This is a genomic window from Streptococcus sp. HMSC072D07, assembly GCF_001814835.1.
In the GTDB taxonomy this organism is placed as follows: domain Bacteria; phylum Bacillota; class Bacilli; order Lactobacillales; family Streptococcaceae; genus Streptococcus.
Window position 1 is genome coordinate 216,502 of the sequence record NZ_KV818036.1, and the last position, 12,900, is coordinate 229,401.

13 protein-coding genes, 2 tRNA genes and 1 other RNA gene are annotated in these 12,900 nt (G+C 42.3%); 3 read left to right on the top strand and 13 right to left on the bottom strand.

Going from position 1 to position 12,900, the window contains the following annotated elements:
• Positions 1-34 precede the first annotated feature (34 nt).
• From HMPREF2991_RS01880 to HMPREF2991_RS01890, 3 genes are read right to left on the bottom strand one after another with little or no spacing between them, the layout of a single operon-like run.
• Positions 35-1,987: a PTS fructose transporter subunit IIABC gene (locus HMPREF2991_RS01880; RefSeq protein WP_070568968.1), complete on the bottom strand. Its 1,953-nt coding sequence runs from the start codon at positions 1,985-1,987 to the stop codon at positions 35-37.
• Entirely contained in the window at positions 1,984-2,895 is a 912-nt protein-coding gene (gene pfkB, locus HMPREF2991_RS01885) for a 1-phosphofructokinase (RefSeq protein WP_070568970.1), read from the bottom strand. The genes HMPREF2991_RS01880 and pfkB overlap by 4 nt, the downstream gene beginning before the upstream one ends.
• Positions 2,892-3,632 carry a DeoR/GlpR family DNA-binding transcription regulator gene (locus HMPREF2991_RS01890; protein WP_000920661.1) on the bottom strand — a complete coding sequence of 247 codons (741 nt, stop codon included), beginning with the start codon at positions 3,630-3,632 and terminating at the stop codon, positions 2,892-2,894. Before HMPREF2991_RS01890 ends, pfkB begins: the two co-directional genes overlap by 4 nt.
• A 161-nt stretch (positions 3,633-3,793) precedes the next feature.
• Here HMPREF2991_RS01890 and HMPREF2991_RS01895 point away from each other — a divergent pair.
• A tRNA-Ser gene (locus HMPREF2991_RS01895) sits at positions 3,794-3,881 on the top strand.
• A gap of 169 nt (positions 3,882-4,050) precedes the next feature.
• On the opposite strand, the gene HMPREF2991_RS01900 is transcribed toward HMPREF2991_RS01895, so the two are convergent.
• The 6 genes from HMPREF2991_RS01900 to HMPREF2991_RS10560 form a co-directional block, all read right to left on the bottom strand.
• On the bottom strand, positions 4,051-5,010 hold the full coding sequence (locus HMPREF2991_RS01900) for a hypothetical protein (protein WP_000721422.1): 960 nt from the start codon (positions 5,008-5,010) through the stop codon (positions 4,051-4,053).
• A gap of 79 nt (positions 5,011-5,089) precedes the next feature.
• Positions 5,090-5,177 (bottom strand) — tRNA-Ser (locus HMPREF2991_RS01905).
• An 83-nt stretch (positions 5,178-5,260) separates the two neighbouring features.
• Positions 5,261-5,608: a transfer-messenger RNA gene (gene ssrA / locus HMPREF2991_RS01910) on the bottom strand.
• A gap of 58 nt (positions 5,609-5,666) precedes the next feature.
• Positions 5,667-6,302, bottom strand: a complete 636-nt coding sequence (locus tag HMPREF2991_RS01915; RefSeq protein ID WP_070568972.1) for an SGNH/GDSL hydrolase family protein — start codon at positions 6,300-6,302, stop codon at positions 5,667-5,669.
• Between the two features lies 1 nt (position 6,303).
• Complete coding sequence (locus HMPREF2991_RS01920) at positions 6,304-7,131, bottom strand: Cof-type HAD-IIB family hydrolase (RefSeq protein ID WP_070568974.1); 828 nt, start codon at positions 7,129-7,131, stop codon at positions 6,304-6,306.
• A gap of 23 nt (positions 7,132-7,154) precedes the next feature.
• Positions 7,155-8,474 carry a CapA family protein gene (locus tag HMPREF2991_RS10560; RefSeq protein ID WP_083303898.1) on the bottom strand — a complete coding sequence of 440 codons (1,320 nt, stop codon included), beginning with the start codon at positions 8,472-8,474 and terminating at the stop codon, positions 7,155-7,157.
• Positions 8,475-8,629: 155 nt separating this feature from the next.
• On the opposite strand from HMPREF2991_RS10560, the gene def reads away from it, so the two are divergent.
• Positions 8,630-9,241, top strand: a complete 612-nt coding sequence (gene def, locus HMPREF2991_RS01935) for a peptide deformylase (protein ID WP_042767740.1) — start codon at positions 8,630-8,632, stop codon at positions 9,239-9,241.
• A 44-nt stretch (positions 9,242-9,285) separates the two neighbouring features.
• Positions 9,286-10,014 (top strand): 23S rRNA (guanosine(2251)-2'-O)-methyltransferase RlmB, encoded by a 729-nt coding sequence (gene rlmB, locus HMPREF2991_RS01940; RefSeq protein WP_070568977.1) that lies wholly within the window; start codon positions 9,286-9,288, stop codon positions 10,012-10,014.
• Positions 10,015-10,049: 35 nt separating this feature from the next.
• Here rlmB and trxB read toward each other — a convergent pair whose 3' ends face one another.
• From trxB to HMPREF2991_RS01960, 4 genes are all read right to left on the bottom strand, one after another.
• Complete coding sequence (gene trxB / locus HMPREF2991_RS01945; protein ID WP_049479748.1) at positions 10,050-10,961, bottom strand: thioredoxin-disulfide reductase; 912 nt, start codon at positions 10,959-10,961, stop codon at positions 10,050-10,052.
• A gap of 65 nt (positions 10,962-11,026) precedes the next feature.
• Complete coding sequence (locus tag HMPREF2991_RS01950; protein WP_042767743.1) at positions 11,027-11,251, bottom strand: DUF4059 family protein; 225 nt, start codon at positions 11,249-11,251, stop codon at positions 11,027-11,029.
• Between the two features lie 78 nt (positions 11,252-11,329).
• Positions 11,330-12,073 (bottom strand): amino acid ABC transporter ATP-binding protein, encoded by a 744-nt coding sequence (locus HMPREF2991_RS01955; protein WP_049478336.1) that lies wholly within the window; start codon positions 12,071-12,073, stop codon positions 11,330-11,332.
• On the bottom strand, positions 12,073-12,873 hold the full coding sequence (locus HMPREF2991_RS01960) for an amino acid ABC transporter permease (protein ID WP_070568980.1): 801 nt from the start codon (positions 12,871-12,873) through the stop codon (positions 12,073-12,075). The genes HMPREF2991_RS01955 and HMPREF2991_RS01960 overlap by 1 nt, the downstream gene beginning before the upstream one ends.
• Positions 12,874-12,900: the final 27 nt, after the last annotated feature.

The following is a 12,900-nucleotide window of genomic DNA, read 5'->3' on the forward strand; positions in this document are numbered from 1 at the left end:
CCAAATGGTAACAATCTTTCTATTCTAATACTTTTTATGCTTGTGGTTTGCGTAGGTAGCCATAAACCACACCACTTACAATTGCACCAACCAATACAAAGGCAAGGTAAAGAAGGGCATTTGAAGTAAGAGCGATGACGAAGATTCCTCCGTGTGGTGCCATGAGTTTAATTCCTGCAAGACCAACGAGTCCCCCTGCTACTGCTGAACCAAGGATAAAGCTTGGGATCGCACGAGCTGGGTCAGCGGCACCAAATGGGATCGCTCCCTCAGTGATAAATGACAAGCCCATGATGATGTTCGTCAAACCAGAGTTGCGTTCTTCTTTGGTAAATTTATCTTTGAAAAGAAGGGTTGCGACAAAGATAGCAAGTGGTGGCACCATTCCTCCAGCCATAACTGCTGCCATAGCTACAGAACCACCTGAAGAAACAGTCGCTGCAAGCGTACCTGTACCAAAGACATAAGCAGCTTTGTTGACTGGTCCACCCATGTCGACAGCCATCATTCCACCAAGAACGATACCAAGAAGAACAGCTGAACCTCCTCCAAGACCGCCTAGGAAGGCATTCATATCGGTGTTGATTCTTGCCATTGGGATGTTGACAGCTAGCATGACAAATCCTGTCAAGATTGTTCCGAAAAGCGGTAGGATAAGGATAGATTTAGCACCTTCAAGTGAACGAGGAACTTTAACGTATTTCTTGATAGCGAGAACCAAGGCACCTGCGATAAATCCACCAACAAGGGCACCTAGGAAACCAGATGAGACACCTGCAAGAGTTGAAGTTGCTTCACCTCCTGCAGCATAAGGGATTTTACCAAAGGCAAAACCTTCTTTAGCAATAGCACCAGCCACGAAACCTGCTACTAAACCTGGTTTTTCAGCGATAGAGTAGGCTACGTATCCTGCAAAAACTGGAAGCATCAAACCAAAGGCAGCCCCTCCGATTTTCATGAACATGGAAGCGAGTTCATGGTAGGATCCGAGGTTGCCAAGACTATCTTGTGGCACACCAAAAGCACCGTCAATCAAGAAAGCAAGGGCAATCATGATACCACCACCGATAACGAATGGTAACATTTGAGATACACCACTCATCAAGTGTTTGTAGAAAGCACCACCGATACTTTGTTTTTCATTAGATGCTGTTGCAGCTTTTGCTCCATTAACAGCACGGTAGATTTCAGCATCTCCTGAAAGAGCCAAGTTAATCAATTCTTCAGTCTTACGGATACCGTCTGCAACTGGACGGTTAACCAAAGGTTTTCCATCGAAACGATCCATCTCAACAGCCTTGTCAGCAGCGATGATAACAGCTTTAGCCTTGCGGATGTCCTCTGCAGTTAGTTGGTTCCCAACACCGCTTGCACCATTGGTTTCAACCTTGATCCCAACACCCATTTCGGCAGCCACTTTTTGAAGGGCTTCTTGGGCCATGTAAGTGTGGGCAATACCTGTCGTACAAGCTGTAACAGCTACGATAAAGTCGCCAGATTCATTGGCAGGTGCTTGAACAGGCTGCTCAGCTTTTTCTGAAGCTTGGTCAAAGAGTTCGATAACTTGATCTGCAGATGTTACTTGACGAAGTTTGTCAGCGAAACCATCTTTCATCAAGTATTGAGACAATTCTGCCAAGGCTGCCAAGTGAGTATCATTGGCACCTTCTGGAGCTGCAATCATGAAGAAGAGGTCTGTTGGTTGCCCATCCAAACTTTCATAGTCAACACCCTTATTTGACTTTGCAAAGAGAACTGTTGCTTCTTTGACAGCAGAGTTTTTACTGTGAGGCATAGCGATTCCGTCACCCAAACCAGTGGAAGTGAGAGCTTCACGCGCTAAAATTCCTTCTTTAAAGGTTTCAAAATCCGTCACGTAACCGTGATCTACCAAGCTATGAATCATCTCTTCGATGACAGCTGTTTTTTCAGTTGCCTGCAAATCCAGCAACATGACATCTTTTCTCAATAGGTCTTGAATTTTCATCGTTTTTCTACCTCAACTTTTTCATATGTTTCTTTAATAAATTCCACCGTTGCCAAGTCATCCGAGAAGGTAGTTGCTGTTCCACAAGCTACTCCCCATTTGAAGGCTTCTACTGCATCTTTAGATTTGACAAATTCACCGGTAAATCCAGCGACCATAGAGTCACCAGCTCCCACTGAATTCTTGACTGTTCCCTTGATTGGTTTAGCGAAGTATGCTCCCTCAGCTGTGACAAGAAGTGCACCGTCACCAGCCATAGAGATGATGACGTTTTGTGCACCTTTGGCCAGTAACTGACGAGCATAGTTCTCGATTTCATCTAAACTTTCGAGTTTCACTCCAAAGATAGCTCCAAGTTCGTGATTGTTTGGTTTAACCAAAAGTGGCTGGTAGTCCAAACTATCAATCAAGGTCTGTCCTTCAAAGTCACAAACCACTTGCGCACCAGTCTGGCGTGTCAAGGCAATCAAATCTTTGTAGATAACATTACCTAGATTCTTAGCACTTGAACCTGCAAACACCACTGTATCTTCTGCTGTTAAACTAGATAAGATAGCTTTCAATTCTTCTAGCTGAGCCGGTTCAACATTAGGACCAGTCCCGTTGATTTCTGTTTCTTGGTCTGCTTTGATTTTAACATTGATACGAGTATCTTCTGCTACTTGAACAAAACGTGTCTCAATTTCCTCTTCTGCCAAAGTATCTGTGATAAATTTACCAGTAAATCCTCCGATAAATCCAGTCGCAGTATTAGGAATATCCAAGCGCTTCAAAACACGGCTAACATTGATTCCTTTCCCACCAGCAAACTTATCATCACTGTCCATTCGATTGACACTACCGACTTCTACTTTGTCTAAGCGAACGATATAGTCAATGGATGGATTGAGTGTGACTGTATAAATCATACTTCTATTACCTCCGTTTTCTTCTTAATAACCTGCAAGAGCTCATGCCCTTGACTTGTGATGACAATAGCGCGTTTAAGTGGTGCTACCTTTGCAAAGCAAGTTTGACCAATCTTTGATGAATCCACCAAGACATAGGTTTGTTTGGCATTCTCTAAGATAGCACGCTTCACGGCTCCCTCCTCCATATCAGGAGTCGTATAATAACCATCGTCCACACCATTCATCCCGATAAAGGCACGGTCAAAGTGCAATTGATTGATTTGGTTAAGAGCAACACCACCGATACATGCATCTGTTGCCATTTTGACACTTCCTCCAACCATGACAGTTGGAATCTGTTTTTCAACCAACTGAACCGCATGGTGAATGGAGTTAGTTACAACTGTAATATTCTTATTAACCAATTCCTTGATTAAAAAAGCAGTTGTCGTTCCAGCATCAATAAAGATAACATCTTGTTCCTTGATAAGAGAGGCTGCTTTTTGAGCCAGTAACTTCTTCTCTTGAAGGTTTTTGACAGATTTTTCTTGGATGGTTTCTTCTTCCTGCAAGGAGTGAGGTAGTTCTGCTCCACCATGCACACGGCGAAGCTTGTTTTCCGCCTCCAACTCGTCCAAATCTCTTCGTACTGTCGATTCTGATGTTTCTAATAGACTAACCAATTTTTCTAGGGAAACTACATGATGTTGATTTAACTCCTCTAAAATCAGTTGCTTCCGCTCAGTTTTTAACACCAAACCACCTCCTGTTATCGTTTACACTATTCATTCTAGCACATTCTCTACCAAAGTCAAGCATTTTTTATCATTTTCTGTCAAATTCTATCATTTTTCTTATTTCCAAAATTTTTATTGCAAGATAAGTGGCTTTATGGTAGACTATTTGAGTAAGTATTGGAAGATTACTCAAGAGGCTTAAGAGGCCGTGTTGGAAACGCGGTAGGCGTGTAATAGCGTGCGTGGGTTCGAATCCCATGTCTTCCGTAGAAAAAAGAAAAACTGCACCTCAATGCAGTTTTTTCATCGCTCTAAGAACAATATATAGGAATGAAAGGCTGAGTTACTCTAACTATCACACCACATTTTTGTATCCTAATTCATAAAAAAACAAGTAGTTTATTAAGACTACTTGTTTTTCTTTTAAATCTTAGGATTAGATATTGCTTTTATCTTTTTTATCTGAAGATTTGTCTGTTGATTTATCAGTGGATTTGTTTGAAGATTTATCTGAAGACTTGTCTGTTGATTTATCATTAGACTTAGTTGAGTTTTTACGGACAATTTTATCATAACCTTCTGTATCATCAAGCAACTCTGTCGCCAAAGTACGGTAATCTTCTTGAGAAATCAGCCAGTTTCCATCCTTATCCTTTGTTAATTTGATTTCAGTATCAAAATCACCAGTAGTGAAAGGTGTATGAGCTAAGTTAGGGTCAACGTCACTGTAGGTTGAGAAATCTTTCTTGAATAGATGCTCAAAAATCCAGTAAGAAACCAATGTTTGGTAACGCTTGATGTCAACGTTTGAACCAGCTTGATTGTATTTACCTAGGTTATCAACACCTCCAATAAGAGTAGTGAGAACTTCCCTTGTAGATGAAGCCAATCCTTTAGAGTGTAACTTCTTAGAGTTAAAAGTAACAGTCGCTGTATTTCCTGATTCATCAACCTTCACGTCTTTAACAGTGTAAGAACCGATATCTTGATATAATCTACGTCTCATCTTCAAGAAACCTGAAATGGTTTCTTCTGGAGTTTCTACAGGGAAATCTTTGTGCCATTGTACTGAGTAAGTAGACGCAGGTGAAAGCCCTTCTTCTTTGATTTTTTCACTTGTTTGAACTGCAAACACGGCCTCAGTCCATTTTTCATAAGTGTCGCCATAAATCTTCTTAAATCGAGCAGAGTCGCTAGTAAGAACTGAGTCTAAGAGAATTTCAGCATCTTTTGTAACTTTTTCTTTAACTTCTGCTGCTTCATCCTTCTTCTCAACTTGTTCCGTATTCTCCTTGTTATCAGAAGAAGCTTCAGATGACTGATTAGAAAATACAGAACATGCACCCAAGACAACTGTTGAAAGTGCTAAGATACTTAGTAACTTGATCTTTTTCATGTTTCACCTCTTTATGAAAATTTACTCTTGGAGACCACCTCCAAGCAGATTTGTTTAGAAAAACACTGGGTTTATCTAACGGAGAATGGGGGATTCGAACCCCCGCGCCAGTTACCCGACCTAACGATTTAGCAAACCGTCCTCTTCAGCCTCTTGAGTAATTCTCCACTAACACACTAGAATAAATAGGATACAACGAAGGATACAACAAAGGATATAATTTGGAAAAAATCTACTGTATACCTGTTCATAATGGAGCCGGTGGGAGTCGAACCCACGTCCAAACACCTGCCAACATATTTGTCTACAACCATAGGTTATGTATTATTTTAACAGTCCCTCGACACATAACTCAAGCCTAGGAACTGCGAGTCTATTAATCTCTTATCAAACCACTAGACAAGGCTTGATCGTATCTCGCTAATCATAAGACCTGTCATTGAACACGAGCAATCCAAATCAGGTCACGCCTGCTGGTTTTTAGGCAGCTAGAGCGTAAGAAGTGTTATTTTTTGCAGTTATATTTAACTGAGCGTTTACGTCGCCACACGGGTTGCAAAATATGCCTCATAATGCCTGTCGAATCCGTAACGACCCCAGGATGTTAGAACTATTATAACCTATCTTCAAAAAAAATGCAAAATCAAGCCAATTCTTTAGAACAGATACGTTTTCAAGGCATCTGATAATGCTTGATAACCGGCTACACTTAGATGGAGGCCATCCGTTGTATAGGTTGATTGAAGTTGCCCTTCTGAATCTGTCAAACTATCATAAATCGGCACAAAATCTACCTGCATATAGGCGGATGCTAGAGCCTCATAGGCTTGATTCCATTCTCTGATCTTTTCATTGGTACGAATATATACTGTCTGCTTGTATTCTTCTCCTTCATTGACTGGCAGAATAGAAACAAGCTTTATTTGTGACAGCGGATAATCTCGGTTGAGCGATTGAATCACACCTTCAAGATTATCCAAGGCTTCATTCATGGGAATATCTTTTCCAATATCATTTGTTCCTATTAGGAGAACAATTTGATCGACAGCATCACCATAAAGATGGGCATCCAAATTCTCTAATAACAATCTCGTCTGATAGCCTCGTATGCCACGATTAACAATCGTCTTGGCAACCCCAAACAACTCTTGAAGAGGGTAATACTCCACTATCGAATCACCAATAAAGATGATATCTGGCTCTAGAACAGATACTTGATTCAATTCACGATACTTGGTTTGAATTTTTTTCTGCTCCTTTAAAAGCCAATTCTCTAATAACTGTACTGCCACCCTATCCCTCTTTCTCTAACCAATTCTCTAGAACTTGATACACACCCGCCTGGCTGTTGGCTGGTGCCAGGGCAGTCGCAACTGCCTTGACCTCATCAGCCGCATTTTCCATCGCATAGGCAATTCCAGCCAGCTCTAACATTTCTATATCGTTTTCGCTATCACCAAAAGCCATGATTTGTTCTGATGTCAAATCCCAGCGCTTGAGTAATTCTTCCAATCCCCAAGCCTTGTGAACCCCAGCCTGCAGGATATCGATACAGCCATAACCGCTAGAAACAGCTCTTACACGACCATCAAATAAATCATTAATTTCCTGCAAAACTGAACTAGAACGTTCTTCACCAACAACCATGCTCATCTTTAACACTCCACCGAAGAGGCCAGCTTGCAAGTCTTCCACAAAATTCATTCGTTGATAGAATTTTTCAATCATCTCTGGTGTCATAAATTTTTCTAGGTCTGTAAACACAGTCCCTTTCTTGACAAAACCACCCTTCATACCTGTTACAACAAACTGATCTCGGCACTCTCTCCCTTTAAAATGAAGGAGAGCCTTGTCAACCGTAGCATCATCCCAAATCTGCGCTTGAATCAGTTTATTGTTTTCAAAAATACGCGCCCCATTGGCAACTACCAGAACTACTCTACTCGCCAAGTGCTCCAGTAATTGCCTCATACGGTGAACTTCATTCCCTGTCGCAATGACAAAACGGATATCCCTTTGATCCAGCTGATCTAAAAGCTTTTCCAAGCGGGGCAAATCCAGCTGCCCCCTCGGGTCTAGCAAGGTTCCATCCATGTCTGTTGCAATCAATTTAATCGTCATCTCGTCTCCTTTAGGGCAAGTGCCTACCACTTCAACCCTACATGTTCATTCATTTCTTTATAGGCCGTGTCAATTCGTTCCTTGGTCGCCTCGTCCAACTTGTCACGGTGACTGCCTCCCTCGATGAAGTCCTCTAGGATATAGGTCTGATAGAGGAAGAGCGGATAGCCTTCTGGAGAGTAAGTCCCTTTGGGTGTTCGATTGACCCAAGTCGGATGCGCTTTGGCAGTTTCAATCCTAGTCTTGCCATCTTTTTTCTTAATGGTCACATCCATGAGAACACCGCGCTCCGTCCACTTGGCATTTTCCTCATCTTGCATGGTTTCAATGCGCTGGTTTGAGAGGAAATTTCCCATGGAATAGATAATCAGTTTTTTGTCACCATCTTTTTCAACTGTTTCAGCAGGTTCAACGACGTGAGGATGCCCTCCAAAGATAATATCGGCTCCCCAGTCAATCATTTTATGGTACAGTTTTTTCTGTTCTTCCGTTGGTTCTAGCTGATACTCAATTCCCATCTGAGGCATGATGACAGTAATATCCGCCTCCTTCTCTGCACGCTCGATTTCTGCCTTCATCTTATCTTCATTCAGGTCAGAAAGATAGCGATTATAGTCCTCTTGAGAGATATATTGCTCAATGCCATTAAAACCGTAGGAATAGGCCAGGAGAGCTACCTTGATACCATTGACTTCCTTGATGACTATAGGTGCTTGGTCTCGGGATTCATGCGTGTAGACTCCGATGGGTGTCATTCCAGCCTTTTCAATAGCTTGAGCCGTTGAAACCACTCCCTCAATTTGAGAATCCAAAATATGATTATGAGCCAAGTCTAGAACTTGGTAGCCTGCATCCTTGATCGCATCCATGACTTCTCCTGGAGCATTAAAAAGAGGATAACCTGCCAAGTAGTGGTCCTTGTTCACCGTTCCTTCAAAGTCACCAATTACTAAATCAGCTTGCTTGAGCCAGGGTTTTACATACTCAAAATTTTCATGAAAATCATAGGTCCCATCTTCTTTAAGAGCTGTTCGGTAGATAGGGATATGATAAAGAAGGTCACCATTTGCCATGATACGTGCCGTTGTTTCACCAGACTGATCTTCCTTGGATTGACTGGAAGTACTTGCAGAATCAAGAGTTTGACTACTAGGACTCGTTCCCTTACTACCTTGTACTGCTCGAACTAATAAGTTTCCCCCCATGGATAAGGCAACTGCAAGCAATAACACAATAATAAACTGGGCATTGGTCCAGGATTTATAATTCCGAAAGAAATCCACACTAGTTCTCCACACCCCATAAAGAGAGCCCTGAGACCGTCTATCTTGTCGCTTTTCCATCTTTATTCCCCCTTGCCTTTTGGTGCAAGTCTTTTCTTTTATTATACCACAGACAAAAGAGGAATACCGTTTATTATATTATTTTTTAGGAACTTCTGCGACTTTCTTTCTCGCCTATTTTGTGTTATCATGTAGAGGTAATGAAAGGAGAGAAAATGTCTGCAATAGAACGTATTACAAAAGCTGCTCACTTAATTGATATGAACGATATTATCCGCGAGGGGAATCCAACTCTTCGCGCAGTTGCTGAGGAAGTTACTTTCCCACTGTCTGACCAGGAAATCATCCTTGGCGAAAAGATGATGCAATTCCTCAAACATTCCCAAGATCCTGTTATGGCTGAGAAAATGGGGCTCCGCGGTGGTGTTGGATTGGCTGCTCCCCAACTCGATATTTCAAAACGCATTATTGCCGTCTTGGTCCCAAATATTGTGGAAGAAGGTGAAACTCCACAGGAAGCCTACGACTTGCAAGCTATTATGTACAATCCAAAAATTGTCTCTCACTCTGTTCAGGACGCTGCTCTTGGCGAAGGAGAAGGTTGCCTGTCTGTTGACCGAAACGTGCCAGGCTATGTTGTCCGCCATGCTCGCGTTACTGTTGACTACTTTGACAAAGATGGCGAAAAACACCGTATCAAGCTCAAAGGATACAACTCTATCGTTGTCCAACATGAAATTGATCATCTAAACGGAATTATGTTTTACGATCGTATCAATGAGAAAGATCCATTTGCTGTCAAAGATGGTCTCCTCATCCTTGAATAAAGAAAATCCCGTTGCAAGACGGGGTTTTGTGTTATAATAGAGGCATGAAAACAAATGATATTGTCTATGGCGTCCACGCCGTTACAGAAGCCCTCCTTGCAAACACTGGAAATAAACTCTACCTCCAAGAAGATCTTCGAGGTAAGAATTTTGAGAAGGTCAAGGAACTGGCTACAGAAAAGAAGGTCTCCATCTCTTGGACTTCAAAAAAATCCCTGTCTGAAATGACCGAAGGCGCTGTCCACCAAGGTTTTGTTTTACGAGTGTCAGAATTTGCCTATAGCGAACTTGATCACATCCTTGCCAAAACACGCCAAGAAGAAAATCCTTTGCTGTTGATTCTGGATGGTCTAACTGACCCTCACAACTTAGGCTCTATCTTAAGGACTGCTGATGCGACCAATGTTTCAGGTGTCATCATTCCCAAGCACCGTGCTGTCGGAGTGACTCCTGTCGTTGCCAAAACGGCCACAGGTGCTATTGAGCATGTACCGATTGCGCGAGTTACCAACCTCAGTCAAACCCTAGACAAACTCAAGGCTGAAGGCTTCTGGACCTTTGGAACGGATATGAACGGTACTCCTTGCCACAAGTGGAATACAAAAGGGAAAATTGCCCTCATCATCGGAAATGAAGGAAAAGGCATCTCCAGCAACATCAAAAAACAGGTTGATGAAATGATAACCATTCCGATGAACGGTCATGTTCAAAGCCTCAATGCCAGTGTTGCAGCAGCCATTCTCATGTACGAAGTTTTCCGAAACAGACTATAAAAAAGTTTCCAATCAAGTGATTGGAAACTTTTTGCTTAACTATGTTCTGTGATAAATTTATAGGCTTCTTGACCAGCGATAGCCCCATCTCCAACTGCTGTTGTTACTTGGCGAAGATCTTTTTGGCGAACATCTCCAACCGCAAATATACCATCAACGCTAGTTTTCATGTTATTGTCTGTTAGGATCCAGCCTGCCTGGTCTTGAATGTTCAATTCTTTAACAAAATCGCTAACAGGATCCAAACCGACATAGATAAAGACACCTCCGAAGGCTTGCTCTGTTACTTGACCTGTTTTCACATTTTCAAATACGACAGATTCTACTCGATTTTCACCTTTAATTTCCTTAACTACAGAGTCCCAGATAAAGTTGACTTTTTCATTTGCAAAGGCACGGTCTTGCAAAACCTTTTGGGCACGAAGTTCATCGCGACGGTGAACAATAGTGACAGTCTTGGCAAAGCGTGTCAAGAAGAGGGCTTCTTCTACCGCTGAATCTCCACCACCAACTACGAGCAAGTCTTGATCACGGAAGAAAGCTCCATCACAGACCGCACAGTAAGAAACACCTCGACTGTTCAGTTCTTCTTCTCCGGGAACTCCCAAAAGACGGTGTTTAGAACCAGTTGCTACAATGACAGTACGGGTTTCGTAAACTTGATCATCAGTGATTACCTTCTTAAAGTCACCCTGGTCTTCAATATTTTCAACGTAACCATAAAGATGCTCCACTCCAAGGTTTTCAAGTGGTTCAAACATCTTTTCAGCCAATTCAGGTCCACTGATATTAGCATAACCTGGATAGTTTTCAATATCAGATGTGTTATTCATTTGCCCGCCTGGCAGACCACCTTCAATCAAAGCCACTTTCAGATTGCTTCGAGCAGCATATAAGGCAGCGGTCATTCCCGCAGGTCCAGCACCGACAATAATCGTATCGTACATTTCAATTCCTTCTTTCTTGTTGTAACTATCTTTATTCTAACTCATTCTTGCTAGTCACGCAAGGATTATGCCTTGAAAACCAAGAGCAAACTCATGACGGCAAAGGATAACACCGGAACGACCAAAACTCCAATCATAATCATATCATAGAGATGAGCTTGGCGAGCTTTGGCTGTCTTGTCCACACCAGACATGGCTCTCAACCCAATCCAAATCCCCAGAAAAATCACGACAAGGATGGCCGTTAAGATCAAACTCTCGAAATACAAAGAAAATAGATGCAGTAGCATGATCTCTCTCGTTTCTATCTTTTTTAAAGAGTAAACTCAGCTAGTCCAACTAACTGAGTTTTCCTTTTTTCTATTATATCAAATATAAGTCCGTTTGTAACTAGCGAAGAATTCTTTTGTTCGTTCTTCTTTCGGATGATTGATGATTTCATCCGGTGTACCAGACTCGATGATTTTCCCTTTATCTAGGAATAGAACCTTGTCTGCCACTTGGGCTACAAAAGACATATCGTGACTGACCAAAATCATGGTCTGACCTGACTTGGCAGCGTCTGCAATAGACTTTTCTACTTCACCGACCAACTCTGGGTCCAGTGCCGACGTTGGTTCGTCCAAGAGCAAGACATCTGGTTTCATAGCAAGCGCACGCGCGAGGGCAACCCGTTGCTTCTGTCCACCTGATAAGTGGCGAGGATAATGGTTTTCACGGTCAGAAAGACCAACCTTGGCCAACTCTTCCTTAGCGATTTTTGTTGCTTCCTCGTCCGATAATTTTTTAACGACAACCAAACCTTCCTTGACATTGTCAAGAGCAGTTCGGCGTTCAAACAAATTAAACTGTTGGAAAACCATGGACAACTTGCGACGAAGGGTTAGGATTTCTTCTTGGCTAATCTGAGAAAAATCAACTTTAAAATTGTCAATCTGAATCGTTCCACTATCTGGAGTTTCAAGGTAGTTCAAACTACGAAGAAAGGTTGATTTCCCAGCTCCAGATGAACCAATCAAAGCCACTACCTCACCTTTTTGGATTTCCAAGTTCAGATGATCCAAGACTGTCTGTCCTGAAAAGGATTTGCTTAAATTCGAAATCTTAATCATTAACGAAGGTCTCCTTTCACATCTGTAGACACTGTATCCGGCGTTGAGATAGCCATTTTTCTCTCGATGAAACGGCCGAGGCTTTCAATTCCAATATTGACCACCCAATAAACAAGGGCAACAGAGATAAAGCGCTCAAAATAGCGATAATCAGCTCCACCTAAAATCTGAGCTTGGGCAAAGACCTCCACAACACCTGCGCTAAAGGCTAGAGAAGTCCCCTTGGTCAAACCGATGAGGGAATTAATCAAGGTTGGAGTCGCCACAACGGCCGCATTTGGAATAATCACGCGACGATAAACTTGAGCTCGCGTCATACCCAAACTGCGTGCCGCCTCAATTTCACCGGGATTAACAGAAAGGATGGCCGCACGAATCGTTTCACTTGCATAAGCCGCCTCATTAAAAGCAAAGGCCACAATCGCAAAAAGCGCTGCTGGAATCGCATTGATATTGAGACCAGTTCCCCATTGTTGGTTGATAGCTTTCAGTGCCAAAGGAATTCCGTAGTAGGTCAACATAAGTTGAACTAGGATTGGGGTACCTTTTAAGAAGCTGACGAAAAAGGCTTGCAAGGGATATAAAATCCTAACACGATTGATCTTTACAATGGCAAAAATCAGGGCAAGTAGCAAACCAAAGAGTGCACCTCCAAGCGTCAACATCAAGGTTGTAGGCAGTTGTTGGACAATCCTTGGAATTCCATCAAAGACCGAACGCAAACTAAAGAGCTTACCATCCGGAATGAGTTGCATCAAACTTTGGTACCAATCTGATGCTAAAAATGTTGTAACAGTCATAAAAACATCCTCTCCTGATAATGATTC